At 72.2% G+C, this 25,752-nt stretch carries 29 protein-coding genes; 13 read left to right on the forward strand and 16 right to left on the reverse strand.

Features of this window, described 5'->3' with window-relative positions:
* The first annotated feature begins 38 nt into the window (after window positions 1-38).
* Window positions 39-1,463 carry an MFS transporter gene (locus OG559_RS17640; protein ID WP_405105139.1) on the forward strand — a complete coding sequence of 475 codons (1,425 nt, stop codon included), beginning with the start codon at window positions 39-41 and terminating at the stop codon, window positions 1,461-1,463.
* Window positions 1,464-1,502: 39 nt separating this feature from the next.
* Here the strand turns inward: OG559_RS17640 and OG559_RS17645 are convergent, their stop codons facing one another.
* The 5 genes from OG559_RS17645 to OG559_RS17665 all read right to left on the reverse strand — a co-directional run bounded on the left by OG559_RS17645 (window position 1,503) and on the right by OG559_RS17665 (window position 7,845).
* The gene (locus tag OG559_RS17645) at window positions 1,503-3,179 is read right to left on the reverse strand and encodes a glycoside hydrolase family 13 protein (RefSeq protein ID WP_405116744.1); all 1,677 of its coding nucleotides are present in this window, start codon (window positions 3,177-3,179) and stop codon (window positions 1,503-1,505) included.
* Between the two features lie 95 nt (window positions 3,180-3,274).
* Entirely contained in the window at window positions 3,275-4,348 is a 1,074-nt protein-coding gene (locus tag OG559_RS17650; protein WP_405105141.1) for a LacI family DNA-binding transcriptional regulator, read from the reverse strand.
* Window positions 4,349-4,411: 63 nt separating this feature from the next.
* Window positions 4,412-5,377 carry a carbohydrate ABC transporter permease gene (locus OG559_RS17655; protein WP_387015879.1) on the reverse strand — a complete coding sequence of 322 codons (966 nt, stop codon included), beginning with the start codon at window positions 5,375-5,377 and terminating at the stop codon, window positions 4,412-4,414.
* Between the two features lies 1 nt (window position 5,378).
* Complete coding sequence (locus OG559_RS17660; protein ID WP_405105143.1) at window positions 5,379-6,428, reverse strand: carbohydrate ABC transporter permease; 1,050 nt, start codon at window positions 6,426-6,428, stop codon at window positions 5,379-5,381.
* Window positions 6,429-6,498: 70 nt separating this feature from the next.
* A complete protein-coding gene (locus OG559_RS17665; RefSeq protein WP_405105145.1) occupies window positions 6,499-7,845 on the reverse strand; it encodes an ABC transporter substrate-binding protein in 1,347 nt (448 codons plus the stop codon).
* 281 nt (window positions 7,846-8,126) lie between these two features.
* Here OG559_RS17665 and OG559_RS17670 point away from each other — a divergent pair, with 281 nt between their 5' ends.
* On the forward strand, window positions 8,127-8,900 hold the full coding sequence (locus tag OG559_RS17670) for a peptidoglycan DD-metalloendopeptidase family protein (protein WP_405105147.1): 774 nt from the start codon (window positions 8,127-8,129) through the stop codon (window positions 8,898-8,900).
* Between the two features lie 52 nt (window positions 8,901-8,952).
* Here the strand turns inward: OG559_RS17670 and OG559_RS17675 are convergent, their stop codons facing one another.
* From OG559_RS17675 to OG559_RS17695, 5 genes are all read right to left on the reverse strand, one after another.
* Window positions 8,953-9,444 carry a TspO/MBR family protein gene (locus tag OG559_RS17675; RefSeq protein WP_405105149.1) on the reverse strand — a complete coding sequence of 164 codons (492 nt, stop codon included), beginning with the start codon at window positions 9,442-9,444 and terminating at the stop codon, window positions 8,953-8,955.
* Window positions 9,445-9,608: 164 nt separating this feature from the next.
* Window positions 9,609-9,752 (reverse strand): GPGG-motif small membrane protein, encoded by a 144-nt coding sequence (locus OG559_RS17680; RefSeq protein WP_350884567.1) that lies wholly within the window; start codon window positions 9,750-9,752, stop codon window positions 9,609-9,611.
* Window positions 9,743-10,516, reverse strand: coding sequence for a metallophosphoesterase (locus tag OG559_RS17685; RefSeq protein WP_396670005.1), 774 nt, complete (start codon window positions 10,514-10,516; stop codon window positions 9,743-9,745). Before OG559_RS17685 ends, OG559_RS17680 begins: the two co-directional genes overlap by 10 nt.
* 13 nt (window positions 10,517-10,529) lie before the next feature.
* Window positions 10,530-10,826, reverse strand: coding sequence for a hypothetical protein (locus OG559_RS17690; protein ID WP_405105152.1), 297 nt, complete (start codon window positions 10,824-10,826; stop codon window positions 10,530-10,532).
* Window positions 10,823-11,626 carry a nucleotidyltransferase family protein gene (locus OG559_RS17695; protein WP_405105154.1) on the reverse strand — a complete coding sequence of 268 codons (804 nt, stop codon included), beginning with the start codon at window positions 11,624-11,626 and terminating at the stop codon, window positions 10,823-10,825. Before OG559_RS17695 ends, OG559_RS17690 begins: the two co-directional genes overlap by 4 nt.
* Here OG559_RS17695 and OG559_RS17700 point away from each other — a divergent pair.
* From OG559_RS17700 to OG559_RS17715, 4 genes are all read left to right on the forward strand, one after another.
* Window positions 11,562-12,407 carry a dTMP kinase gene (locus OG559_RS17700; protein WP_405105156.1) on the forward strand — a complete coding sequence of 282 codons (846 nt, stop codon included), beginning with the start codon at window positions 11,562-11,564 and terminating at the stop codon, window positions 12,405-12,407. The two genes, OG559_RS17695 and OG559_RS17700, sit on opposite strands and share 65 nt — an antisense overlap.
* Before the next feature lie 265 nt (window positions 12,408-12,672).
* On the forward strand, window positions 12,673-13,587 hold the full coding sequence (locus OG559_RS17705; RefSeq protein ID WP_405105158.1) for a MurR/RpiR family transcriptional regulator: 915 nt from the start codon (window positions 12,673-12,675) through the stop codon (window positions 13,585-13,587).
* A complete protein-coding gene (locus OG559_RS17710) occupies window positions 13,584-14,537 on the forward strand; it encodes an N-acetylmuramic acid 6-phosphate etherase (RefSeq protein ID WP_405105160.1) in 954 nt (317 codons plus the stop codon). Before OG559_RS17705 ends, OG559_RS17710 begins: the two co-directional genes overlap by 4 nt.
* Window positions 14,538-14,999: 462 nt before the next feature.
* On the forward strand, window positions 15,000-15,989 hold the full coding sequence (locus tag OG559_RS17715) for an RNA polymerase sigma factor RpoD/SigA (protein WP_405105162.1): 990 nt from the start codon (window positions 15,000-15,002) through the stop codon (window positions 15,987-15,989).
* A gap of 74 nt (window positions 15,990-16,063) precedes the next feature.
* On the opposite strand, the gene OG559_RS17720 is transcribed toward OG559_RS17715, so the two are convergent.
* Window positions 16,064-17,059, reverse strand: a complete 996-nt coding sequence (locus OG559_RS17720; protein ID WP_405105164.1) for an NlpC/P60 family protein — start codon at window positions 17,057-17,059, stop codon at window positions 16,064-16,066.
* A 537-nt stretch (window positions 17,060-17,596) separates the two neighbouring features.
* Here OG559_RS17720 and OG559_RS17725 point away from each other — a divergent pair.
* Window positions 17,597-18,070 carry a DUF6232 family protein gene (locus tag OG559_RS17725; protein WP_405105166.1) on the forward strand — a complete coding sequence of 158 codons (474 nt, stop codon included), beginning with the start codon at window positions 17,597-17,599 and terminating at the stop codon, window positions 18,068-18,070.
* Between the two features lie 16 nt (window positions 18,071-18,086).
* Here OG559_RS17725 and OG559_RS17730 read toward each other — a convergent pair whose 3' ends face one another.
* Together OG559_RS17730 and OG559_RS17735 are read right to left on the reverse strand one after the other, a co-directional pair.
* Window positions 18,087-18,413 (reverse strand): DUF3817 domain-containing protein, encoded by a 327-nt coding sequence (locus OG559_RS17730; RefSeq protein ID WP_405105168.1) that lies wholly within the window; start codon window positions 18,411-18,413, stop codon window positions 18,087-18,089.
* Window positions 18,414-18,463: 50 nt separating this feature from the next.
* Window positions 18,464-18,901: a hypothetical protein gene (locus tag OG559_RS17735; RefSeq protein ID WP_405105169.1), complete on the reverse strand. Its 438-nt coding sequence runs from the start codon at window positions 18,899-18,901 to the stop codon at window positions 18,464-18,466.
* A 118-nt stretch (window positions 18,902-19,019) separates the two neighbouring features.
* On the opposite strand from OG559_RS17735, the gene OG559_RS17740 reads away from it, so the two are divergent.
* From OG559_RS17740 to OG559_RS17750, 3 genes are all read left to right on the forward strand, one after another.
* Window positions 19,020-19,346 carry a DUF6158 family protein gene (locus tag OG559_RS17740; RefSeq protein ID WP_405105171.1) on the forward strand — a complete coding sequence of 109 codons (327 nt, stop codon included), beginning with the start codon at window positions 19,020-19,022 and terminating at the stop codon, window positions 19,344-19,346.
* Window positions 19,346-19,681, forward strand: a complete 336-nt coding sequence (locus OG559_RS17745; protein WP_405105173.1) for a hypothetical protein — start codon at window positions 19,346-19,348, stop codon at window positions 19,679-19,681. Before OG559_RS17740 ends, OG559_RS17745 begins: the two co-directional genes overlap by 1 nt.
* 65 nt (window positions 19,682-19,746) lie before the next feature.
* A complete protein-coding gene (locus OG559_RS17750; protein WP_396669992.1) occupies window positions 19,747-20,286 on the forward strand; it encodes a DUF1360 domain-containing protein in 540 nt (179 codons plus the stop codon).
* 83 nt (window positions 20,287-20,369) lie between these two features.
* On the opposite strand, the gene OG559_RS17755 is transcribed toward OG559_RS17750, so the two are convergent.
* The 3 genes from OG559_RS17755 to OG559_RS17765 all read right to left on the reverse strand — a co-directional run bounded on the left by OG559_RS17755 (window position 20,370) and on the right by OG559_RS17765 (window position 22,310).
* Window positions 20,370-20,570, reverse strand: coding sequence for a hypothetical protein (locus OG559_RS17755; RefSeq protein WP_405105175.1), 201 nt, complete (start codon window positions 20,568-20,570; stop codon window positions 20,370-20,372).
* 102 nt (window positions 20,571-20,672) lie between these two features.
* Window positions 20,673-20,915: a hypothetical protein gene (locus tag OG559_RS17760; RefSeq protein ID WP_405116746.1), complete on the reverse strand. Its 243-nt coding sequence runs from the start codon at window positions 20,913-20,915 to the stop codon at window positions 20,673-20,675.
* A gap of 237 nt (window positions 20,916-21,152) precedes the next feature.
* On the reverse strand, window positions 21,153-22,310 hold the full coding sequence (locus tag OG559_RS17765; RefSeq protein WP_405105177.1) for a 3-deoxy-7-phosphoheptulonate synthase: 1,158 nt from the start codon (window positions 22,308-22,310) through the stop codon (window positions 21,153-21,155).
* A gap of 208 nt (window positions 22,311-22,518) precedes the next feature.
* Between OG559_RS17765 and OG559_RS17770 the strand changes: the two genes are divergently transcribed.
* The 3 genes from OG559_RS17770 to OG559_RS17780 all read left to right on the forward strand — a co-directional run bounded on the left by OG559_RS17770 (window position 22,519) and on the right by OG559_RS17780 (window position 25,643).
* Complete coding sequence (locus tag OG559_RS17770; RefSeq protein WP_387015920.1) at window positions 22,519-22,734, forward strand: hypothetical protein; 216 nt, start codon at window positions 22,519-22,521, stop codon at window positions 22,732-22,734.
* Between the two features lie 184 nt (window positions 22,735-22,918).
* Complete coding sequence (locus tag OG559_RS17775; protein ID WP_405105179.1) at window positions 22,919-24,211, forward strand: M16 family metallopeptidase; 1,293 nt, start codon at window positions 22,919-22,921, stop codon at window positions 24,209-24,211.
* An 85-nt stretch (window positions 24,212-24,296) separates the two neighbouring features.
* Complete coding sequence (locus OG559_RS17780) at window positions 24,297-25,643, forward strand: M16 family metallopeptidase (protein WP_405105181.1); 1,347 nt, start codon at window positions 24,297-24,299, stop codon at window positions 25,641-25,643.
* Window positions 25,644-25,752: the final 109 nt, after the last annotated feature.

Consider the following 25,752-nt stretch of genomic DNA (forward strand, 5'->3'; position numbering starts at 1 on the left):
TCACCGGGCCGTAGTCCGCGCCTGGTTGGCTGCCCGACATGAGCTCGACCAGGAGCGGGCCCCGGGCGGCCCGGGGCGGCGGCCCGGCGCACCGGCTCTACAGCGTCGTGGTCTTCGTGCTGCTCGCCTCGCTGGACAACGTGGCGATCGGCCTCGTCCCGCCGCTGTACGGGCCGATCTCCGGGGCGCTCGGCGTGTCCCAGCGGCTGCTCGGCCTGGTCACCGCGGTCAGTTTCCTGGTCAGCGCCGTCGCGGCGGTCGGCTGGGCGTACGTCGGCGACCGGACCGACCGCAAGCCGCTGCTGATGGTCGGCACCCTGGTCTGGGCCGCCGGCACCGGCGGCAGCGCGCTGGCCCAGAGCTACCCGACGTTCCTGGCCGCCCAGCTCGTCGCGGCGGTGGGCCTCGGCGCGGTCGGCTCGGTCGGCTTCTCGGTGGTCACCGACCTGATCTCGCCGCGCCGACGTGGGCTGGTGATGAGCTTCTGGGGGCTGTCCCAGGGCGTCGGCACCCTGGCCGGGACGCTCGCCGGCGGGCTGCTCGGCGCCACCGAGTGGCGGCGGCCGTTCTGGCTGCTCACCGTCGTCGGGCTGGCCGCGACCTGCGCATACCTGTTCACGTACGACATCCGGCGGGGGCAGAGCGAGCCGGAGCTGGCCGAGGCGCTCGCCACCGGCGCCGAGTACGACTACCGGATCACCCGGGCCGACCTGCCCCGGATCCTGGACCGCCGGACCAACCGGTGGCTGGTGCTCCAGGGCCTGACCGCCCAGGCCGCCTTCGGCTCGCTGGTCTGGCTGCCGGTGCTCTTCGCCGAGCGGGCCGAGGACCAGGGCTACTCGGCGGTCACGGCAGTCGTGGTGGGCAGCGTCTTCGCCACCCTGTTCCAGCTCGGCGGGGTGTTCTCCATCGTCGGTGGCCTGGTGGGCGACGCGCTCCAGCGGCGTACCCCCCGGGGCAGGGCGCTGGTCGCAGCGGTGGGCATCCTCGCGGCCCTGCCGTTCTACCTGGTCCTGTTCTTCGTGCCGATCCGCATCGACGTGCCCGACGGCGGCAGCACCGGCGCGATCGTCGGCGCGGTGCTGGCCAGCGTCGTCACCGAGCCGACGGTCGGGCTGAGCCTGCTCACCGCCGTGCTGGCGCTGGCGCTCACCTCGGCGAACTCGCCCAACTGGTTCGCCCTGATCGCCGACGTCAATCCGCCGGAGCACCGGGGCACCGTCTACAGCCTCGGCAACCTGGTCAACGGGGTCGGCCGGGCGGCCGGCAACGGCCTGGTCGGGGTGGCCTTCCACGCCCTGCGGGCGGCCTTCCCGCCGCCGCTGAACTACGCCGTCGGGCTGGCCGCGTTCCAGCTCTTCTTCATCCCCACCGGGGTCATGTACTGGCTCGCCTCCCGCACCTCGCCCCGGGACATCGACGCCGTGCACGACCTGCTGCACGCCCGCGCCGACCGCCTGTAGGCAGGGCCCCTCCCGGGAAGGGGCCCTGCCCGCGCCCTGTCAGGCGGCCCGGTACCAGACCGTCACGTCGGTCGGGACCGCGCCGTCGTCGGTCAGCGGGGCGCTGGCGTGCAGCACGTCGGCCCCGGCCGGCAGCGGCGCCGCCGCGTCGCCGAAGTTGGTCAGCACGGCCACCTCGCCGTTGCGGAAGGCCAGCACCTCGTCGCCGGAGGAGAGCCAGAACAGGGTGCCCCGGCCCAGCCCGTGCTCGCGGCGCAGCCGCAGCGCGGTCCGGTACAGCTCGTACGTCGAGCCGGGCACCCCGCGCTGCCGGTCCAGGGCGTACTCGGCCCACACCGGCGGCTGCGGCAGCCAGCTCGCATCGGTCGGCCCGAAGCCGTACGACGGGGCGTCGGCCTCCCACGGGATCGGCACCCGACAGCCGTCCCGGCCCCGCTCGGTGTGTCCGCTGCGCTCCCAGGTCGGGTCCTGCCGGGCCTCGTCGGGCAGCGTCATGTGCTCCGGCAGACCCAACTCCTCGCCCTGGAACAGGTACGCGGAGCCGGGCAGGGCCAGCATCAGCAGGCTGGCCGCCCGGGCCCGGCGCAGGCCGAGCGCGGCGTCCGGCTGCGGGTCGCCGATGCCGATGCCGTTCGGCTTGGGGGTGCCGACGGGCAGGCCGAGCCGGGAGGCGTGCCGGACGACGTCATGGTTGGACAGCACCCAGGTGGTGGGAGCGCCCACCTTGTCGGTGGCCTCCAGCGAGCGGGTGACCACGGCGTACTGGGCGGGGGCGGTCCAGGCGGCGAGCAGGTACTCGAAGTTGAACGCCTGGTGCATCTCGTCGGGCCGGACGTACCGGGCCAGCCGCTCGGCCGGCTCCACCCACGCCTCGGCGACCAGGATCCGCTCCCCGGGGTACTCGTCGAGCAGGCGTCGCCAGTCCCGGTAGATCTCGTGCACGCTGTCCTGGTCCCACATGGGCGGGCGCGGCTTGTCGACCTCGTTGCCGGAGAGGATCTCCTGCGGCTCCTGCCAGTCCGCCAGGTCGGCCTGCTTGACCAGCCCGTGCGCCACGTCGACCCGGAAGCCGTCCACCCCGCGGTCCAGCCAGAACCGCAGCACGTCCAGGAACTCGGCGCGGACCTCCGGGTTGTCCCAGTCGAGGTCGGGCTGGCCGGGGTCGAACAGGTGCAGGTACCACTGGCCGGGGCGGCCGTCCGGCTCGGTGACCCGGGTCCACGCCGGACCGCCGAACACGCTGCGCCAGTCGTTCGGCGGGCGGTCGCCGTCGGGGCCGAGGCCGTCGCGGAAGATGTACCGGGCGCGCTCCGGGCTGCCGGGCGCGGCGGGGAGGGCTGCGGAGAACCAGCGGTGTGCCGACGAGGTGTGGTTGGGCACCAGGTCCACGATCACCCGCAGGCCGCGGGCGCGGGCCTCGGCGATCAGCCGGTCGGCGTCGGCGAGCCCGCCGAACAGCGGGTCCACGTCCCGGTAGTCGGCCACGTCGTAGCCGGCGTCCGCCTGTGGCGAGGGATAGAACGGCGAGAGCCAGACCGCGTCCGCCCCCAGCTCGACCAGGTGGTCGAGGCGGGCGGTGATGCCCGGCAGATCGCCGATCCCGTCGCCGTCGGAGTCGGCGAACGAGCGCGGGTAGATCTGGTAGATGACGGCCTCGGTCCACCAACCGGTGGCCGGGCCGGCGGACGGTTCCTGCTGGGTCGCGTTGGTGTTCAGGGCCTTCTCCCGTGTGTCGACGCCGTCGCCGGTCATGTTCCCGCCGGTCATGTTCCCGCCCGTCATGTTCCCGCTCGGCGGGCGGGTGAATCCGTTCAGTCTGGCCGGGGCGGCGCGGTCGAGTCCCGCACGACGAGCCGAGTGGGCAGGATCACCGGTCCGGACGCCGGGCCGGCCGGTCTTGTGTCGCCCGGGGCGGGGACGATCCGCCGGACCGGCTCGGAGAGGGCCCGGCCGCCGAGCGGGTCGAGCAGGATGCGTGCCGCGAGGCGGCCCTGTTCCGCCGCCGGCTGGGCGATCGTGCTCAGCCCGAGCACCCCGGACAGCTCGTGGTCGTCGATGCCGATGACGCTGACGTCCTGCGGCACCCGTAGGCCCGCGTCGCGCAGCGCGCGTATCGCGCCCATCGCCATCTCGTCGCAGGCGGCGAAGATCGCCGTCGGCGGTTCGCCCCGGGCGAGCAGTTCGGTGGCGGCCAGGTTGCCGCCGTCGACGGTCAACTTCGACTCGATGTCGAGGCTCGCGTCCAGGGGGACGCCGGCGGCGCGCAGCGCCTCCTGGTAGCCCCGGCGGCGGTCCAGGTGGGCGGTGAAGGCCAGCTCGTCGTCGGGGTCGCCGGAAATGTGGGCGATCCGGCGGTGACCCAGGTCGAGCAGGTGGCGGGTGGCGGTCCGCGCCGCCGCCACGTCGTCTATGCGTACGCAGGGCCAGCCGGGCACGCCGCTGCCGGAGCTGATGGTCACCCCGGGCAGGTCCAGCGTGGTCAGCTCGGCCAGTTCGGCCGGGCGCAGCGGGGTGGCGACCAGCATGACCGCGTCCACCCGCTTGTTCAGGTTCGCGGCGCGCAGCACCCGCTGCCGGGTGCGTTCCCGGCCGCCGAGGTTGTAGAGCAGGAGGTCGTAGCCGGACTCGTTCAGGGTCTCCTCGACGGCCTCGACCACGGTGCCGAAGAACCAGCGGGTGATCCGGGGGACCACCACCGCCACGGTGGCGGTCCGGCCGCTGGCCAGCCGCGACGCGCTCGGCGAGACCGCGTACTGGAGCTGCTCGGCGGCGACGAGCACCCGGCGACGGGTGGCCGCGGAGACGGTCGGGAGGCCGCGAAGCGCGCGGGAGACGGTGGCCGTGGAGACCCCGGCCAGGCGGGCGACATCATCGATCTTCGTCATGGTTATCCCGCCCCGGTGACCCGACCGCCGCCGCCCGGAGCCGGGCGGCGGCGGTCGTCCGGTTCAGCCCTTGACGCTGCCGGCGAGCAGGCCGCGCACGAAGTACCGCTGGAGCGACAGGAACACGACCAGCGGTACGACCATCGAGACGAACGCGCCGGCGGTCAGCCGTTGCCACTCGTTGCCCCGGGTGCCGGCCATCTCGGCCAGCCGGACGGTGAGCGGCGCGGTCTCGTTGCCGCCTCCGGCGAAGATCAGCGCGACCAGCAGGTCGTTCCAGACCCAGAGGAACTGGAAGATCCCGAAGGCCGCGATGGCCGGGGTGATCAGCGGCAGGACGATGGTGCGGAAGATCTTCGGGTGGGTGGCCCCGTCGACCCGGGCCGCCTCCATCAGGTCCTTGGGCAGCTGCGAGATGAAGTTGTGCAGCAGGAAGACGGCGAACGGAAGCGCGAAGCAGGTGTGCGCGAACCACACCTGGGCGAACTTCTGCTCGTCGACCAGGTCCCAGGCGGGCATGATGGTGACCCCGCCCAGGCTGACACCGGTGGAGAAGAACTTCAGCAGCGGCACGAGGGCCATCTGCAGCGGGACGATCTGCAGCGCGAAGATCGCGATGTACATCCAGTCCCGGCCCTTGAAGTTGATCCACGCCAGTGCGTACGCGGCCAGGGACGCGAACGCGAGCGGGAACAACACCGACGGGATGGTGATCGCCAGCGAGTTGATGAAGTAGCTGGCGAGCTGCCCCGACGAGGACGAGCTGCCGAACAGCACGTCCTGGTAGTTCTCCAGGGTGAACTGCGGGTCGGTGAAGAACGTCCACCAGCCGTTGGACTTGATCTGGTCCTCGGGCCGGACGGAGGAGACGAGCAGGCCGAAGGTCGGGATCGTCCAGAGCAACGCGATGACGATCGAGACCAGCGTCGCGGTGCGGCTGTTCAGCCGCTTGCGGACCCGTCCGGCGGTCGTGGCGGTCTTTCCGGTGGCCTGGGCTCCGGCGGGAAGCGTGGGCGTTGTGGTGGTCATCTCAGCCCTCCCGCTGTTGACGCAGGTTGCGGATCTGGTAGATCACGAGCGGGATCACCAGGACGAAGAGGAACACCGCCAGCGCCGAGCCCTGCCCGTTCTGGCCGTACCGGAACGCCTGGTTGTACATCTCGTTCGCGATGACGCTGGTGTCGTAGTTGCCGTTGGTCGCGGTCCGGACGATGTCGAAGACCTTGAGCGTGGCGATCGACAGCGTCACCACCACGACGATCAGCGCCGGCCGGATGCTCGGCATGGTGATCTGCCAGAACATCTGCCACGGGCTGACCCCGTCCAGCCGGGCGGCCTCGACGATGTCGCCCGGGATGGCCTTGATCGCGGCGGAGAGCACCACCATGGCGAAGCCGGCCTGGATCCAGACCATGATCACGATCAGCAGCAGGGTGTTCAGCGGAGAGTCCAGCAGCCACTGCTTCGGCTCGCCGCCGAGGCTCACCACGATCTGGTTGAGCAGACCGATCTGCTCCTGCCCGTCGCCGCGGAAGGCGTAGACGAACTTCCAGATGATCGCGGCGCCGACGAACGAGATCGCCATCGGCATGAAGATCAGTGACTTGGCCACCGACTCGAACCGGGCCTTGTCCACCATGACGGCGTAGAGCAGCCCGAACGCGGTGGCCAACAGCGGCACCAGCAGCACCCAGACGAGCGTGTTGATCAGCACCCGGACGATCGAGTCCTCGGAGAACATCCAGGTGTAGTTGCGCAGACCGACCCAGTTGTCGCTGCTGCCGTCCATGAAGGAGAGCAGCGTGGTGCGGATGGCCGGGACGACCAGGCCGATGAGGAGCAGCAGCACCGCGGGCAGCAGGAAGAAGAACGCGAACATGCCCTCGCGCTGCTTCGGGCGCCGGGGCAGCGGGGCCCCGCTCGCCGAGGCGGCGACCAGCTGTGCCTCGCGGCGTCGGGCGAACCAGGACGGCACGGCGTCGAGGAGCAGCAACAGACTCCCGACGACCGCGACGAACGCGATCAGCCCGTACATCAGCATGAGGAGCTTCGGCTGCTCTTCGGCGAAGTCGAACTCCATCAACCCTCCTTCGGGGTTTCGACGCGGCCGGTGGGCCGGCCCTCTTCAACGGGCCGGCCCACCGCCGGGATCACTTCGGCCAGCTGCTTTCGATGCCCTTGAGCACCGTGGCAGTGTCCTTGCCGTTGATCCAGTCGACCATGCCCTTCCAGAAGGTCCCGGCACCGACGGCGGCCGGCATCAGGTCCGAGCCGTCGAAGCGGAACACGGTCTTCTGGTCCTGGAGGATCTGGACGGAGAGCTTGTCGACCGGGTTCGGCACGTTGGCCAGGTCGAGCTTGTTGTTCGCCGACACCCAGTCACCGATCTTGGCGCGGCTGTTGGCGTACTCGCCGGAGGCCAGGTAGGTCTGCACCGCCTGGACCTCGGGGCGGTCGGCGAAGGCCGCGACGAACTCGCCGCCGCCGAGGACCGGCTTGCCCTTGGCGGGGTCGATCGCCGGGAAGTAGAACGCGAAGACGTCGCCGTCCTCGGCCACCTTGGTGCCCTTCGGCCACTGGTTGGCGTAGAAGGACGCCTGCCGGTGCAGGGCGCACTTGCCGGCGGTGATCGGCGTGCCCGCCTCCTGGAAGGAGGTGGTGGCGATGCTCTTCACGCCGCCGAAGCCGCCGTTGACGTACTTCTCGTTCTTGAGGATGGTGCCGGCCTTGTCGAGGGCCTCGGCGACCTTCGGGTCGTTGAACGGGATGCCGTGGGTGGTCCACTGGTCGTAGACCTCGGGGGTCTGCGTCCGCAGCATCAGGTCTTCGATCCAGTCGGTGGCCGGCCAGCCGGTGGCGTCACCGGACTCGATGCCGGCGCACCACGGCTTGGTGCCGCTCGTCGCGATCTTGTCGCTGAGGGCCGTCAGCTCGTCCCACGTGGTGGGGACGGTCCAGCCCTTCTCCTTGAACGTCTTCGGCGAGTACCACACGAAGGACTTGACGTTCGAGCCGAGCGGAGCGCCGTAGAACTGGCTGTTCACGGTGCTGTACTTCAGCCAGTCGGCCGAGTAGTTCTGCTCGGCCATCGCCTTGGTGTCGGCGCCGGCCGGCTTGAGCTTGCCGGAGTCGACGAACCGCTTGACCAGGCCGGGCTGCGGGATGAAGGCCAGGTCGGGCGCGTTGCCGCCGTCGACCCGGATACCGAGCTGGGCCTCGAACTCGCCGCTGCCCTCGTGGTTGATCTCGATGCCGGTGCAGTCCTCGAACTGCTTCCAGGACTGCTCGAGGCGGTCCTCCTCGATGTCCCGGATCGACGAGTAGATCGTGACCTTCTTGCCGTCCTGACCCTTGTACTTCTCATATGCCGCGCACTCCGCGGAGCCCGCGTTCTCGCTCTTCTTGTCGTCGCCGGTGCCGCAGGCAGTGACGCTGAGCGCCAGCCCCAGTGCGCCGGCGACCGCGAGAGCCTGGCGTGGTCTGGCAGATACCGCCATGCCGTTCTCCTTCCTTGCCGGCGCGGTCGTGCTCGACGCAGCGCCGGTCCGATGGGCGTCAACACATGCAAGCGCTTGCATTGGGGCGAGTCCAGCCCCAGCCGGACACGGACGAGTAACAATCCCGAAACCCGCTCACCCCTAGTGGGCGCGCTCCCACGCATAGGGGTCGTGGTCGTCCGGGGGTCGCCCGAAGGGCCGTTCGAGGGCCTTTCGGGGGGTGGAATTTTCTGTCACGATGAAAGCAGTCAATTGAAGTTTGTCTACATCGGAGGTGCTGGATGCGTAAGCGGTGGTTCAGCCTCACGGCGGTCGGCCTGCTGGTGGCGGCGACCCTGGTGCCGGCGGCCCCGGCCATGGCCGCCCCGAGCTTCAAGGTGCCGTTCCCCTGCGGCCAGTCCTGGTCCGGCCAGACCCGGACCGGCCACAGCCCGGCCTACGCGGTCGACTTCAACCGCACGGACGACCTGGGCGACCCGGTGGTGGCCAGCGCCCCCGGCACCGTCGACCGGGTGACCGACCTCGGCGGCACCAGCTACGGCAAGTACGTCCGGATCAACCACGGCGGCGGGTACGCCACCTATTACGCCCACCTCAACGGCTTCAACGTGTCGGTCGGGCAGAGCGTCGGCTACGGCAAGGTGATCGGCTGGGTGGGCAGCACCGGGGGCTCCACCGGGCCGCACCTGCACTACGAGCAGCGGCTCAACGGCAACGACATCCAGGTCAGGTTCAACGGCACGGTGGCGCTGTACTGGGGCACGAAGACCTACACCAGCAACAACAACTGCTCCTCGGGCGCCGGCTCCGGCACGGTGGACACCGCGGGCACCCCGTTGACGGTCCGCTCCGGCCCGGGCACCGGACACGGCTCGGTCGGAACCGTCGCCGACGGGACGAAGGTGACGATCCAGTGCCAGACCAGCGGCACCACGGTCACCGGCACGTACGGCACCAGCTCGATCTGGGACCGGATCGGCAGCGGCCGGTACATCGCCGACGCCTACGTCTACACGGGCTACGACGGCTACATCCCCAACGTCCCGCGCTGCTGACGCGATAGGGGTTCCCCCTGTCGACGCCCCGCGTCGACAGGGGGCACTGCTCTCAGTTCAGCTGCCAGACGGACCAGTTCAGGGCGGCGGCGAAGGTGACCCAGGCCCAGTACGGCAGCAGCAGCGCCGCTGCCGGGCGGGAGAGCTTCGCGAAGAGCGCCACCGTCACCCCGATGGCCAGCCACATCAGCACGATCTCGGCGAAGGCGAGACCGTACCGGCCGGCGCCGAAGAACAGCGGGGTCCAGATCGCGTTCAGCACGAGCTGGGCGGTCCAGGCCCACAGCGCCGGGCCGAAGCCGACCCGCCGCCAGACCAGCCACCCCGCGATGGCGATCAGCGCGTACAGGAGGGTCCAGACCGGGGCGAACAGCCAGGACGGGGGTGCCCAGTCCGGCTGGTTCAGGCTCGCGTACTCCTCGGAGGTGCCCCGCACGCCGAGCCCGCCCACGGCGGCGGCCACCGTCACCGCCGTGCCGAAGCCGAGCAGCGCCCACCACTTCCGCGCCCCGGTCGACCGCCGGACGCTGTCCGAGACCGTCATGTCGAAGAGGTGCCCGGCGATCCGGGCACCCAAACTCCGCCCGCGCCCACCCGGCCTACGGACGGCAGGACGCCGGGGCCGCCCTGACCGTTGCTCCTGTCTGGGAGGACGGAGCTCCGGTCACGACGACCCCGGCGGGTCGGTGGTGGTTACGAAATCAGGCGTCAACTGAAGATGCTGACACCACCCGGGCCGACCAACAGCCCGACCACGATGAGGACGACGCCCCACAGGATCTGCCGGCGGAAGAGCGCCAGAATGCCGGCGACCACGAGAATGACTGCGAGAATCCAGAGAATCAGCTCCATGGTTGCTGAATACCCGAGTGGCCGATCCGGGAAACCTCGCCGGCGTCCAGATGATCTCCCAGATGGAAGATGCTGTACGCCTGCTTGATCACCGGGTGTGCGACGTTGCGGACCCGGACCCCGCCCGGGGTGGTGCCCCGCTCGCTGCCGGCGTGCGCGTGCCCGTGCAGGGCCAGCGCGGTCGGCGCCGAGTCGATTGCCTGCCCGAGCTGGTACGAGCCGAGGAACGGGTAGATCTCCAGCGGCTCGCCCGCCAGGGTGTCCGGCACGGGGGAGTAGTGGGTGAGCGCGACCAGCAGGTCGCAGTCCAGCCCTCGCAGCGCCGCGCCCAGCGCCTCCGCGCTCTCGTTCGTGGTCCGGACGAACGACTTCATCTCCGGCTCGCCGAAGTCGCTGGCGCACCGGCCGGCGAAGCCACCGCCGAAGCCCTTCACCCCGGCCACGCCGAGTCGCCCGCCGGCGAACTCCAGCACGATCCCCTCGCCCTCCAGCACCCGGATGCCCACGTCCTCAAGAACCTTGACCACCTGTGGCACCTGGTCGCACTGGTGGTCGTGGTTGCCGAGCACCGTCACCACCGGCACCCCCAGCCCGCCGAACTCCTCGGCCACGCAGCGGGCCTCGGCCTCGGTGCCGTGCCGGGTCAGGTCGCCGGCGAGCAGCAGCACGTCGGCGCAGTCGGCCAGCTCGTTGAGGGCGGGCCGGAACCGGCCCACCACGTCCTGGTCCACGTGCACATCGCCCACGGCGGCGATCCGGATCACCTTTCGACCTCCCTCACGGCAACTGCTCGACTTCCGTGGGCGCCTGCGCGCGGATCACCCCGATGTCGCTGGTGACCGGCACGTCGGGAAAGCGCTCGGCCACCCGGCGCAGGATCTCCTCCCGCCGGTGCGGACTCTCCACCTCGCCGTAGAGCACCAGGCCCCGCTCCCGGCGGACCACGGTGATTCCCTGCTCGGCGACGGCCGGGTCCTCGGCGAGCAGCCGCTGGATCTCGGCCTCCACGTACTCGTCGGGCGGGCCGGCGGCGACGGCGGGCGTCCCGGCGGCATGGTCGCGGTACGCGCTCACACGATCTCCTTCTCCTCGGTGGCGCCGGAGTGCGGCACCACGTCCAGCCGGTCGAGCAGCACCAGGAACGCCTCGGCGTACGGCGAGTGCTGCGTCTCCTTCCGTACCCGTTCCCAGTCGATCTGCTCCCGCAGCGACCGGGCCAGCGGCAGCGCCCGGGCGAAGTCGCAGTAATGCTGGGAGAAGCTGAGCAGCTTGTGCACCATGAGCTGGCTCGCCGAGAGCACCGGCATGTGGATCGCGTCCACCGGCCGGACGATCGTGTCGGCGAAGGTCTCCTCGGTCACCGGGGTCTCGATCGGCCGGTGGATCAGGTCCACCATCCGGCCATCGTCGTAGACCTTCACCAGCCAGTCCTCGGGCGGGCGCTCGGCGGTGAAGCCCGCCTCGACCAGGGCCTCCATCGCCCGGTCGACGTCCTGTCCCCGGATCAGGAAGTCGACGTCGTGGTCGCTGGAGTGCCCGCCGTGGGCGTACACCGCGAAGCTGCCGCCGAGGGCGAACGGGATCTCGGACTGTTTGAGCACGGCGGCGACCTTCTTCAGCGTGTGCACCAGGGTCTCGTCCCCGCGCTCGGCCATCTGGCTCTCCCGTCGGTCGTGAGGTGGACAGGCGGATTCGAATTGCGTACCCGGCACAGAGGTCGCCCACACCTGAGCCTCGCCCGACGGGGCGGCAATGGGGTGCGGAAGGACAAACCGCCGTGGTGGGCACGGGTCCGATAGGCTGCGGAGAGTGGCCAGATCATTGCGGGAGCGGCGCGGCAAGGCCCGACTGCGCGCCGTAGCCCTGATCGGCATTGACGGCTCGGGCAAGACCACTCAGGCCCACCACCTCGCCGAGGCGCTCACCGCCGCCGGGCGTCCGGCGACATACCACCGCAACGCCGGCGGGCGCCGCTGGCTCGGGCGCCTCGCCCAACGGCTCGGCCGCCGGGACGCCGAGCGGCTGGTCGGCCGGCGCGGCCTGCTCGCCATCGAGTCCCTGCTGCGCTGGCTCGCCATCGCGGCGGCGCTGCTGAGCTGCCTGGTCACCGGCCGCACGGCCGTGATGGACCGCTACTCCGCCTGCCAGTACGCGAGCATCCGGGCGCATGGCGGGCAGCGCTGGGAGCGGCTGGCCCGCGCCGGATACCGGATGTTCCCGCCGCCGCAGGTCACCTTCCTGCTCACCGTCGAGCCGGCCGAGGCGTACCGGCGGATCGAGCGGCGTGGCACCGACCACGAGACCATCGGCTGGCTGACCGCCGCCGACACCGCCTACCGGACGCTGCCCGAGTTTCCGACCTTCGTGGTGGTCGATGCCGGTCGCCCGCAGGAGGAGGTCTCCCGGCAGATCCGGGCCCACCTGGCCGCCTGGCTGCCGACCGAGCGGCCCGCGCCGGCCGGGGAGTCCGTGCAGGCCGGGGAGCCTCCACAGGCCGGGGAGCCTCCGCAGGTCGGGGAGCCTCCGCAGGTCGGGGAGTCTGCGCAGGTCGGGCAACCCGTGCCGGTCGGGGAGCCGGCACCGTCCGGCCCGGGTCGGGTCGACGCGGCAGGCCGGGGCGCGGGCCGGCGACTGGCGGCTCAGGGCCGCCCGTAGGCCGGAACGCTCGCGCCGGGCCGCGGCCTCGACCGTTCGCGCCGCCCCGGCCGGGTCGCCGGCTGTCCCGGGCCCGGCAGGCCGGGCCGCCGCAACGGCGGGGCGTCGGCCGCCGACCGGCAGGGGGCGGGGCCCTGCCGGGGAAGGGGCCGGAAGCTGCGGAAATGGCGGTGTTCGGCGCAACAATGATGAACGTCCGGAGTACTTTTTCCCGATACGCGGGGAGATGGTTGACGCTCACGCTTCATGAAAGTAAGTTTCATCCGTGGTGAAGAGTCCGAAGATTTCTGCGAGTCACGAGCCGGGTGGACTGATCGTCCACATCAGCGGTTTGCTCCCCTCGCTGTCGCCCGCCGAGCAGCGGGTGGCGCGGCTGGTGGTCGCCGACCCCGCGGACGCAGCCCGGCGCACCATCACCGACCTCGCCACCACCGCCGAGACATCCGAGGCGACCGTGATCCGGTTCTGCCGCTCGGTCGGCATGAACGGCTACCCGCAGCTGCGCATCCGCCTCGCCGCCGAGGCGGCCCGCCGGATCGAGCCCCCGGATGCCCGGGTGGTCGGCGGCGACATCCCGCCCGGTGCCGACCTGGCCCAGATCATCGCCACCATCGCGTTCAACGACGCGCGGGCAGTCGAGGAGACGGCCGAGCAGCTCGACCCGGCCGTCTGCGAGCAGGTCGTCGAGGCGATCGTCGGCGCCAGCCGGATCGAGGTGTACGGCGCGGGTGCCAGCGGCTTCGTGGCCTCCGACTTCCAGCAGAAGCTGCATCGCATCGGCCGAACAGCGTTCTACTTCCCCGACGTGCACACAGCGCTCACCTCGGCGGCCCTGCTCGGCAAGGGCGACGTTGCGTTGGGCATCTCACACACCGGCACCACCGCCGACGTGATCGAGGTGCTGGAGCAGGCCCGGTCCCGGGGTGCGGCCACAGCCGCGCTGACCAATTTCCCCCGCTCGCCGATCACGGACGTCGCCGACTTCGTGCTCACCACGGCGGCCCGGGAGACCACCTACCGCTCCGGCGCGATGGCCAGCCGGCTGGCCCAGCTCACCGTGGTCGACTGCCTCTTCGTCGGTGTGGCCGCCCGTAACCGGACGCGGGCCCGCAAGGCGCTGGAGGTCACCGCCGAGGCGGTGCAGACCCACCGGGTCGGCTCCAACCGGAGGCGGGGATGACCGCCCGCCGGGTCCAGCCCGACGAGGTGGCCACGGTCCCGGCCCGCCCGGTGGTCCGGGTGGGCGCACCGACCGAGCGACGCAACCCGCTCAGCCTCGACCTCGACCTGATGTCCACCCGGGACGTGCTCACCGTGATCAATGAGGCGGACCGCCGGGTGCCGGCGGCCGTCGCGGCGGTCCTCGACGAGATCGCCACCACCGTCGACCTCGCGGTCACCGCGCTGCGCGGCGGGCACCGGGTGCACTACTTCGGCGCCGGCACCTCCGGCCGGCTCGGGGTGCTCGACGCCGCCGAGTTGGCTCCCACCTTCAATTCGCCCCGGCACTGGTTCTGCTCCCACATCGCCGGCGGCTCCGACGCGATGTGGCGGGCCGTCGAGGACGCCGAGGACGACCACGGGGGCGGAGCGGCCGCGGCGGCGGACTGCGTCGGCACCGGCGACCTGGTCGTCGGCCTGGCCGCCAGCGGGCGCACCCCGTACGTTCTCGGGGCGCTCGCCGCGTCCAGGGCGCAGGGGGCCTCGACCGTGCTGCTCTGCGCCAACCCGGAGGCGAAGGCCGCCTCGGCGGTCGACGTCTTCATCGGCGTGGACACCGGCCCCGAGGTGGTGACCGGGTCGACCCGGATGAAGGCGGGCACCGCGCAGAAGTTGGTGCTCAACACCTTTTCCACCGCCGTGATGGTGCGGCTGGGTCGGGTCTACTCGAATCTGATGATCGACATGGTGGCCACCAACGCCAAGCTGCGGGGCCGGATGATCTCGATCCTGATGGAGGCCACCGGCTGCGCCGAGGAGGTCTGCCGGCTGGCCCTGCACGAGGCCGACGGCGACCTGAAGACCGCCCTGGTGTCGCTGGTCTCCGGGGCCGAGGTGTCCGCCGCCCGGGCCGCCCTGGCCCGCTCCGCCCACCAGGTCCGCGGCGCCCTCGCCCTGCTCGCCACCTGAGCTGCGGTCCCGTCACCGGGGTGCTGCGTCGGGCCGCGCCCGGTGACGTTGGTCACGACCCTGCCCGGAGTGGGACTTCGCGCCTGCCCCGGATTGTTCGACCGGGGCGAGGGTATTCCGTGTCCGTGAATGAACCGGGCGGTCCGTCGGCGCGTATCAGGCGGTGACCAGGATCGCAGCGCGGCGGTGACGCGGATCGCTGTGCCCCGGGGCCGGCAGTGATGCCATTCCTGGGGGCGGCGTTGTCCGCCGATCCGCCGGCCTGTCCGTGGCGCAAACGGCGAGCCGCCCGACGGGGTGCTGACAGCAAACATGGATCGGGCTCTCAGCTACTACTCAGGCATTCGTGACACTTTCGACTCACGACATGGAATCCCGGGCCCGTCTCAGCTGTTGTGCAGGTGTCAGGTCAGCACCAGTGGGCACAGCGGAAGTCACGGGGGAGGGCTGATGTACGTGGGGATGGCAAGGAACCGGGCAACCGGCGCGAGCGAGGGGACCGTGGGCAACGTGGACAAGAACATCGGCATGCGAACCGACGAGGTGGCCGAGGAGCGCGACCTCGTCGGAGTCTACCTTCACGAGATCTCCCGGACGCCACTGCTGGACGCCGCCATGGAGGTCGACCTCTCCAAGGCGATCGAGGCCGGCCTCTACGCCGAGCACCTGCTCAACGCGGACCGCGTTCCCTCCGGTGTCGACCGGGACGAACTGGAGCGTGTAGTCGCCGAGGGGGAGCGGGCGAAGGACCTCTTCATCCGCGCCAACCTGCGGCTGGTCGTCTCCATCGCCCGCCGCTACGTGCGTTCGGGCATGCCCATGCTCGACCTGATCCAGGAGGGCAACACCGGCCTGGTCCGGGCGGTCGAGAAGTTCGACTACGAGCGGGGCTACAAGTTCTCCACCTACGCGACCTGGTGGATCCGCCAGGCGATCAGCCGGGCCATCGCGCAGCAGGAGCGCACCGTGCGACTGCCGGTGCACCTGGTCGAGGACGTCAACCGGATGCGGAACGTGATCCGGCAGCTCACCCGCGAGCTGGGTGGCGACCCGGAGCCGGAGCAGATCGCGGCGTCCCTCGGCGTGACCGTCGCGCGGGTCAACGAGCTGGTCCGCTGGTCGCAGGACACGGTGTCGCTGGACACCCCGATCGGTGACGACGGCGACACCAAACTCGGCGACCTGGTCGCCGACAGCGACGCCCCGTCGCCGGAGGACATCGTCCTGACCGGGCTGGAGCGGCAGCGCATCGAGGGTCTGCTCAACCACCTCGACGACCGGTCGGCCGGCATCATGCGGGCCCGCTACGGCCTGGAGGACGGGCGGGAGCACTCGCTGACCGAGGTCGCCTCGCGGTTCTCCCTCTCCCGGGAGCGGATCCGGCAGTTGGAGATCCAAGCCCTGGGCCGGCTGCGCGAGCTCGCCCGGGCGGAGGGGCTGCAGGCTGCCTGACCTGGTAGCAATAACGGCGAACGGCCGGCGTCCGACAGGGGGACGCCGGCCGTTCGCCGTTCGGGTCGGTGCCGTCAGCGGACCCGGCCGTACCCGTAGGGCTTCATCAGGTCGACGTTCCGCTTCTCCACGTTGCGGCCGAAGGTCGGCGCGTGGATCACCTGGCCCCCGCCGACGTAGATGGACACGTGCCCGAGGCTGTTGTAGAAGACCAGGTCGCCCGGGCGCAACTCGCTGCGGCTGATGTGGCTGACCACGCCCCACTGCATCTTCGTGTTGTGCGGCAGCGACTTGCCGGCCGCCCGCCAGGCGGCGGAGGTGAGGCCGGAGCAGTCGTACCCGTTCGGGCCGTCGGCGGCCCAGACGTAGGGCTTGCCGAGGGCGCCGTACGCGTACCGGACCGCGGTGCCCGCCCGGCCGGAGACGGCGGGCGCCTGCTCGGCGGAACCCCCGCCCGACTTCGACTTCGTCCTCGGTGCCGGCGCCGGCGGCTCGGTGGCCCGCCCGTACGCCTGACGGCGCATCTCGTAGAGCTCGGCCAGGTCCTTCTCGATCTTCTTCTTGCCGGCGGCGAGCTGCTTGGCCTGCGCGGCCTGCTTCGCCAGCGTCGCGTCGAGCCGGGCCTTCTGGTCGAGCAGTCGGCGCTGGCTCTCGGTGAAGCCGGAGATCCGCTGCTGGCGCTGCCGGGTGAGCTGGTCGAGGGTGTCCAGCCGGTCCAGCAGGTTGCTCGGGCCGCCCGCGCTCAGCAGCGCGTTGGCGGTGTCCATCCGGCCCGTCTTGTACGCGGTGACGGCGATCTCGCCGACGTCCGCCCGGCTCTGCGCGGTCTGTGCCTCCAGTGGCCCGATCCGGGCCGTCAGCTTCGCCGCAGCGGCCTTGTTCGCCTTGATGTCCTCGGTGAGCTTGTTGTAGGACTCGACGACCCGTTCCAACTCGGTCGAGGACTTCTCGATTCGCTGGGTCAGTTCGGCGGGCGACGGCTCGGCCTGAGCCGCCGACGCCGGGGCGATCAGCACGGCCGCGAGGCCGGCCGCCGCCAGTGCGCGCAGCGAATTCCTGAGGTACGACAAGAGCGGAGGGCTCCTCTCCCACCAGTCGCCGGGCGTCGCGGGACGCCGCGGCGACGCCGGCCCGGGGCTGTCCGGTTGGACGGCCGTCGACCGGTCCGACCCGCCCAACCTAACCCGGGACGGAAGTTACCCGCAGGTGAAGCAGGGGCGAAAGTGGCGAAACGGCCAGATGTGTCGCGAGATACAGTCACGTTCGGTAGTTGTCGGGGAGGCGCTCCGGCGCGACCGGCGCGACCGGATGTGCCGAACGGGCGTTCCATGGCTTTCGTCGTTCTGGGCGGATGCTGCCGGACGCGACGATTAATAGCCGGACAAGCCGGAATTGGTGGCCTCTTGCCGGCGCGCAGGGGACCGCAAGCCCGCCCCCGGCTCCGGAAAATCGGGGCCTGGGCTGGCCAGATGGTCAGACAATGGAGCGGAGCCGGGAATCCCGCCAGGCGTCAACCGGCGCCGCGGGGACCGCTCCCGGCCCCTCAGCCGTGGGAGACAGCCGTGATCCGAGATGGCTCCGCTACCCGCCCGCGCCGGTCACCGAGGGTGACCCCCGCGCCCCCTGCCCTGCTCTATGCCCAGCCCGGGATCGTCGTCACGACGGACCGGTTCACGGTCGGCCACAGCAGCTTCGCGATCGCCGACCTGACCCACCTGCACACCGCCCGGGGCCCACACGACCGGCTCGCCGTCCGGGCGGTGGCGGTGACCGCCGTCATGATCGCCGGGGTGGGGCTGCTGCTCGGCTTCACCGGCGGCCTGCAACGGCTGACCGCCGGGGCGTACCTGACTCTCGGGGTGGTGGGCCTGCTGCCCGTGCTGCTCGCGGCGGTCGGCGCCCGCTGGCGCCCGCCGCCGTACGAGCTGTGGGGCTGGCACCGGGGCGTCCGGGTGCTGCTGTTCAGCAGCGACGACCAGCGGCAGTTCGGGCAGGTCAGCCGCGCCGTGCACCGGGCCCGCGAGGGCGTGCGGTACGGCGGCTGGGCCACCGTCGAGGAGTTCTGGCGCCCGGACCGCTGACCCGGCCGGGTCAGCGTCAGCCGGCGACCGGCTCCGGGGTGCGGGCGCGCTCGGGAGCCAGCCAGCGGCTCACCCGCCGCTCGGCGTAGAAGGACACGAAGGGCACCGTGCCGGCGAGCATCACCAGCAGCATCCGCTTCAGCGGCCAGTCCGCCCGGCGGGACAGGTCGAACGTCGCCGCCAGGTAGAGCATGTACAGCCAGCCGTGCGCCGTCCCGACGATGGCGACCACCGTCGGCTCGTCGAACCCGTACTTCAGCGGCATGCCGATCAGGACCAGCACGGCCAACGCCACGCCCACGATCCAGGCGATCACGCGGTACCGGGTAAGGGCTCCGCCCACCTTCGTCCGTCCTTCCGAACCGGCCTCGGCCGGGTAGTCGCGAACCGGCGTCAGCCGGGATAGTCACCGGGCCGGGAGCCCGGATTGGCGTTCAACCACGCCAGATAGCGGTTGTACGCGGCCAGGTCGGCGTCCTCGGGGCCGCCGGCCGGCACCGCGGACACCCGGGCGACCCGCACGGGTCGGCGTACCCCCGTCGGGGTGCCGGACGCCGACAGGGCCGCGCCGGCCATGATGTCGCCGCCCGTTTCCTCGCCGCCCGCCGACGGCCCGTCCGCGGCGGAGCGCAGGGTGTGCCGCAGCTCACGCCACCAGACGAAGATGACGAACGCGGCGAAGACCGGCCACTCGACGGCGTAACCCCAACTGATGGAGTTGCCGTCGGCGGCCCGGGTGATCTGCCACCAGCCCAGCCCGAGAAAGCTGACGACCAGCACGACCATGGCCACGTGGCGGGCGATCCACGCCGGTGTCCAGAGCCGTTTCATGGGTTCGAGGGTACCGGGAGTCGGGACGATCTCCGACGTGGCGTCGTAGTTCGGGGTTTGGTGGTGGCCGGTGTGGGCATCCGTCTAGACGCCAGCCAGACGAGACGAGGGGGCGACGATGACCGAATCAGTGCGGCAGACCGGCGGCCCGACGGAAGCCAGCCCGGAGCAGCGGATGCCCGAGTGGGACGGCGACCACGTCCACGACATGTCCACCGACGACGGGGTTGTCGACGGCGAGCTGGGGATCGACCCCACCGAGCTCGCCGACGAGGACCTGATCCGCGAGATACACAGCCTGCACCGCACCCGGCTCGACACGCTGCGGCACGCGGCGGACTCGGCGCTCGCGAACCACCTGCGGCGCACGGCAGAGCTGGAGACCGAGTACCTGGCCCGGCACCCGGGCCGCGAGGTCGACCCGGCCCGGCTGCGGGACGAGTGATGGCGGAGCACGCGGAGCGCGGGATGTCCGCGCCACCAGAGGTGGTCTTCAACACGGCGACCGACCCGGACCGGGCCGCCGCGTGGCTGCCCCAGCCGCTGCGGTCCGACGGCCGCAGCCGCCCCGATGTCAGCCCCGGGCAGATGCGGGCCCGGTGGGCCAGCGCCTCCGCCCCCGGCTGGTCGGCCGAGATCCGGGTGGAGCCCACGGACGCCGGGGGTGCCAGGGTCCAGCTCGACCTGGCCGGGGCAGCCGGCCAGGCGGATCCGGGACTGGCCGAGGAAACCCTGGCCAACCTCGCCCGCGAGGTGGCCGACAACCTGACCGCCGGTTGAGCCGGCAGCCGGACCCGCTGCCGGCGCGCCGCGCGCCAGCACGCGCAGAGAACGAGGAGACGCGGTTGAGCGACAGCAGCCTGAAGCAGAAGGTGGCGCGGCTGCGCCAGGCGTACGCGCCGCACGAGCACCGGCCGCTCGGTGGCTACCTGGTGGCGATGGGCACCTACGCCGGGGTGACCGCCACGCTCGCCGGACTGGTCAGGGCGACCGGCCGGCCGGTGCCGGAGCGGCCCAGCCCGTCGGACGTGGTGCTGCTCTCCATCGCCACCCACAAGCTCAGCCGGCTGCTGTCCAAGGACGCGGTCACCAGCCCGCTGCGCGCCCCGTTCACCCGGTACGACCGCCCGAGCGGCTCCGGCGAGGTGATGGAGCAGGTCCGGGACTCGGGCAGTCCCACCCGGCACGCCATCGGCGAGCTGCTGAGCTGCCCGTTCTGCCTGGCGGTCTGGGTGGCCACCGGGCTCACCGGCGGCCTGGTGCTGGCCCCCCGGCTCACCCGGCTGGTGGCCACCGCGCTGACCGCGGTGGCGGCCTCCGACTTCCTCCAGATGGGCTACGCCGTCGCCCAGCGGGCCGCCGACGGCGGTCGCGACAAGGACTGACACGGGTACGGGGAGGGGCCGCCGGCCGCCTCCCCGTACCCGTCCGGCGTTGCCTCAGCGCTGCATACGGTCTTCGTCGGGCGTCAGCGCTGCATGCCGGACCAGCCGTGCGGCGACTCCGTCTCGCGTTCCTCGTCGTCCTCGTCGCCGGTGATGATGTCGGGGTCGACGGCGGTGAGGTCGTGCTCGTCGGCGAAGTCCGGCTCGGGCGTGTTGTCCAGGCCCTCCGGCGGCTGGCCGAGCGCCGGGACGTGTTCCTCCCGCTGCTCCTCGCGATCGGTCATCTCGCTGTCCTCTCCGTGGTCGGGGCGGGGTCGGTGCCGCGGTCGGCCCGGGTGACGGCGTCGGCCGCCGTGGGCCTGCTCGTGCCGGCCGAACCCGAGGCGTCAGGCAGCCGACCCGCCCAGCAGATCGGCGGCCTCGTCCACCGCGTACTCGCCCTGGGGCAGCGCGGCGATCCGGGTGAGCAGCACCGCGGGAAGCTCGGCGGCGACCGCCCGGCGGTAGATGTCCGCCTGGCTGATCCGCTCCTGCCCGTGGTAGATCTCGTCGAGCAGCTCGTCGAGCAGCCGGGCGTCCGGCTCCTCGGCCGCCCCGGCGTCCCCGGTCGGGTCGGTGTCGGCGGGCAGATCGGTGTCGGCGGCCAGCTCGGCGTCGTCCACAGCTGGGTCCGTCACGGGTGCGTCGTCGGTCACGACGGTCAGCTACCCGAGCCGGAAACGGTCAAACCCCACCCCATCCCACCCCCGCGACCGAACCCCACCCCCACGTACGTCGATCAAGAGCTTTGCGTCAGGTCCGGCGGGGCGATTTCTGACGCGAAGCTCTTGATCACCGGGGCGGGGGCGGCCGGGGTGTGGGTGGGGTCAGGCCGGAGGGGTGAGGGGGGCCGTCGTGGTGCGGCGGGTGTGGACGGCGGTGGCCAGGGTGTCGAGGACCTCCTGCGTGGTGTCCCAGCCGAGGCAGGCGTCCGTGACGGAACGGCCGTACTCCAGTTCGCGGGTGGGGTCGAGGTCCTGTCGGCCGGGGAGCAGGAAGCTCTCCAGCATGATGCCGACGATGCCGCGCTGGCCGGCGGCGAGCTGGTCCGCGACGTCGGCGGCGACCAGCGGCTGGCGGCGGTGGTCCTTGCCGCTGTTGGCGTGACTCGCGTCGACCACCACCCGCTCCGGCAGGCCGGCCGCCCGGAGCAGGTCCAGCGCCCCGGCCACCGAGGCGGCGTCGAAGTTCGGGCCGTCGTTGCCGCCGCGCAGCACCAGATGGCCGTCGACGTTGCCCCGGGTGTGCATGATCGCCGGGGTGCCGGAGACGTCGATCCCGGGGAAGACGTGCGGGACGCCGGCCGCCCGGATGGCGTCCACGGCGGTGCCGATGCTGCCGTCGGGGCGGTTCTTCATGCCGATCGGCATGGACAGGCCGGAGGCGAGCTGCCGGTGCACCTGGCTCTCCACGGTGCGCGCGCCGATCGCACCCCAGGCCACCGTGTCGGCGATGTACTGCGGGGTGATCGGGTCGAGGAACTCGCAGCCAACCGGCAGGCCCAGCCGCAGCACGTCCAGCAGCAGCGCGCGGGCGGTACGCAGGCCGGTGTTCACGTCGCCCGAGCCGTCCAGCCCGGGGTCGTTGATCAGGCCCTTCCAGCCGACCGTCGAGCGCGGCTTCTCGAAGTACACCCGCATCACGATCAGCAGGTCGTCGGCGAGCCGGTCCGCGACGGTCCGCAGCCTGGCCGCGTAGTCCAGCGCGGCGGCCGGGTCGTGCACCGAGCACGGGCCGACCACCACCAGCAGCCGGTCGTCGGCACGGTCGAGCACCCGGCTGACCGCGCGCCGGCCGTCGAGCACTGCCTCGGTGAGCGGCGCGTCCAGGGGCAGGTGGTGGTGCAGCAGGGCCGGGGTGGTCAACGGCACGATGCGATCGATCCGTTGGTCGATGACGCGATGGTTGTCCGGGGTGGTCACGGTGGGGTTCCTTCCGCCGACCGTGCCCCGGGGCCGGCGCCCAGGGTCGAGCCGGCTGCTCATACGCAAAAGGGCAGGAACCAATGTCCCTGCCCAGCCGGCTCGAAGAGGAGTGACGTCAAATCATGGTGAAGTCACCGGCTCCTCCAGCCGGCTGCCTAAACCATCGATAGCACCATGTCACGGCGACCAGGATACCCGATGCGGCCGGATCACCTACGAGGGTGCACGGCCCGTTCCGCCGAGCCGCGCACGGGGTACAGAGGCCGGCATGACGAATGCTCACAGCGACCAGGACCGGATCGAGTCCCGGGCCCACCTGCTGCCCGAGGAGGCCGCCGCCGGCAGCGACGACCCGCGGGCCCAGGCCGCCGCCATCCTCACCGAGTCGGACCTGCGGGAGGAGGACCAGAACGCCGCCCCCGACACGGTGCCGGAGCAGCGCACCTCGGAGGAGACGGTGCCGCCGATCGAGCCCCCGGACTGAGCGGGCGCGCGCCGGGCGCGCGGCCGGCACGCCGCGCTCCCGGCGGGACCCCGGTCGGCGGTCCGGGCGTACCCAGGATCGTCACCACGCCCGGCGCTCCCGACGGGCTGCGGCGGCGGGCCCGCCGCCGCGCCGACCACGCGCGCGTCACCTTTCCGTCCCGCCGATCGGATAGCGTCGGGCCATGCCCGACAGCGGTTACCCCTGGCCGATCGAAACGACCCGACTGGACAACGGTCTACGCGTGGTGGTGAGCGAGGACCGCGCCGCCCCTGCGGTCGCCGTGAACCTCTGGTACGACGTGGGCTCCCGGCACGAGCCGGACGGGCAGACCGGGTTCGCCCACCTCTTCGAGCACCTGATGTTCGAGGGCTCGGTCAACGTGGCGAAGACCGAGCACATGAAGCTCGTCCAGGGCGCGGGCGGCTCCCTGAACGCCACCACCAACCCGGACCGGACGAACTACTTCGAGACCGTCCCGGCCGAGCATCTGGAGCTGGCGCTCTGGCTGGAGGCCGACCGGATGGGTGGCCTGGTGCCGGCGCTGACCCAGGAGACGCTGGACAACCAGCGGGACGTGGTCAAGAACGAGCGCCGCCAGCGCTACGAGAACGTGCCGTACGGCGACGCGTGGCTGCGGCTGCTGCCGCTGCTCTACCCGCCGGGGCACCCGTACCACCATGCGACCATCGGGTCGATGGCCGACCTGAACGCCGCCGACCTGGCCACCTTCCAGGACTTCCACCGCACCTACTACGCGCCGAACAACGCGGTGCTGACCGTGGTCGGCGACGCCACCGCGGCCGAGGTGTTCGCGCTGGCCGACAAGTACTTCGGCGCCCTCCCGGCCCGGGAGTCGATCCCGGCCGCGCCGGACGGCCGGCACGTGCCGGGCGGCGGCGGGCCGGTGACGGAGACCGTCACGGCCGCGGTGCCCGCGCCCCGCGTCTACGTCGCGCACCGCACCCACGCCTTCGGCACCCCCGGGTACGACGTGCTCACCGTCCTCGCCACCGTGCTGGGCAGCGGCCGGGGCAGCCGGCTCTACCAGCGCCTCGCCGACGGCGAGCGGATCGCCCAGCCCGACCTGGTCGGCTCCTACGGGGTGGACCTCGCGCACGCCCCCGCCCCGCTGATCGCCACGGCCACCGCCCGCCCCGGGGTGAGCGGCGAGCGGCTGGCCGCCGGGGTGGCCGAGGTGGTCGACGAGTTGGCCACCGTGCCCGTCACCGCCGCGGAGCTGGACCGGGCCAAGGCGCTGCTGAGCACCGGGTGGTGGCGGCAGATGTCCACGGTCGACGGACGCGCCGACGCTCTCGGCCGGTACGCCACCCAGTTCGGCGATCCGGCCGTCGCCGCCGAGCGGCTGCCCGCCTGGCTCGCGGTGACCGCCGAGCAGATCGCCGAGCTCGCCGCCGAGATGCTGCGCGCCGAGGACCGGTTGACCCTGACCTACCTGCCTGAGGAGAGCGCGTGAGGGCGACGACCGAGCGCCGCCGCCCGGTGGGCCGCCGCGATCCGCTGTCCGCCGGCCCCGCAGTCGTGAACGGAAGGAAACCCCGATGAGCCTGATCGCCGAACGTCCCGGGCCGGGGCTGGCCCGGCCGTACCGGTTCCCGCAGGTGGTGCGCCGCTCGGTGGCCGGCGGCCAGGTCGTCGCCGCGCACCTGCCCGGGCAGAACCTGGCCGTGGCGCTGCTGCTGCTCGACGCCGGTGCCGGTCGGGAGCCGGCCGGTCGGGAAGGGCTCGGGGCGGTGCTGGCCAAGGCCCTGGAGGAGGGCACCGCGCAGCGGGACGCCACCTCGTACGCGCTGGCCGTGGAGGGGCTCGGCACCGAGCTGGTGACCGGGCTGGACTGGGATTCGTTCCAGGTCAGCGTCCAGGTGCCGGTGGACCGGCTGCCCGCCGCCGTGGAGCTGCTCGCCGAGGCCGTCCGGACGCCCCGGCTGGACCCGGACGACGTGCGGCGGGTCCGCGACGACGAGGCCACCGCCCTGCGGATGGATTGGGCGAACCCGGGCCCCCGGGCCGAGGCGGCGCTGCGGGCCGACCTGTTCGGCGCGGAGAACCGGTGGGGCCGCCCGATGTACGGCGACCCGGACTCGGTGGCCGGCCTGGACCCCGAGGACATCACCGTCTTCCACTCCGAGTGGTTCCTCCGTCCCGGCACCCTGATCGTCGTCGGCGACCTGGATCGCCTCGACCTGGACGCGCTCGGCGCGGCGGCGTTCGCCGGCACCGGCGGCGGCCCGGTCTCCCAGGGCGGTCCGATCGACGTGTCGCTGCGCGCCGGGCGGCGGATCATCCTGGTCGACCGGCCCGGGTCGGTGCAGTCCACGCTGCGGCTGGGCCACCCGTCGCCGCACCGGGCGCACCCCGACCACGTGCCGTCGCTGCTGGCCGGCACGGTGCTCGGCGGGGCGTTCACCTCCCGGCTCAACCACCTGATCCGCGAAGTGCGCGGCTACACGTACGGCATCCGGGGCGAGTTCGCCTCGTCCCGCCGGTTCGGCCGGTTCGCGGTCGGCTCGGGCGTGCAGACGGCGGTGACCGCGCCTGCGCTGGTGGAGGCGGTCGGCGAGATCAGCCGTACCCAGGTCGGCGGGGTCACCGAGGACGAGCTCGCGGTGGCCCGGTCCTGGCGGGCCGGGCAGCTCTCGGTCGAGCTGCAGAGCCCCCGGGCGATCGCGTCGGCGCTGACCACCCTGGTCGTGCACGACCTGCCGGACGACTACCACGCCCGGCTGCGTGAGTCGCTGCTCGCCGCCGACGTCGACGAGGTCTCGGCCGCCGCCGCCGAGCACCTGCACCCGGAGTCGCTCACCCTGGTGGTGGAGGGCGACGCCGCGCTGATCCGCGACGACCTCGTCGCCACCAACCTCGGCGAAATCGTCGACGCCCCCCGCTGACCCGCCCGACGGCGGCCCGGCTGACCGGCCCGCGCGGCGAAGGGGGATGTGATCTCCGTCGCGCGGGCCGTGGCGGCTGCCAGGGCCGGCGGCGCCGGGCGTGCGGCTG

Source organism: Micromonospora sp. NBC_01405 (genome assembly GCF_045040155.1).
Taxonomy (GTDB): domain Bacteria; phylum Actinomycetota; class Actinomycetes; order Mycobacteriales; family Micromonosporaceae; genus Micromonospora.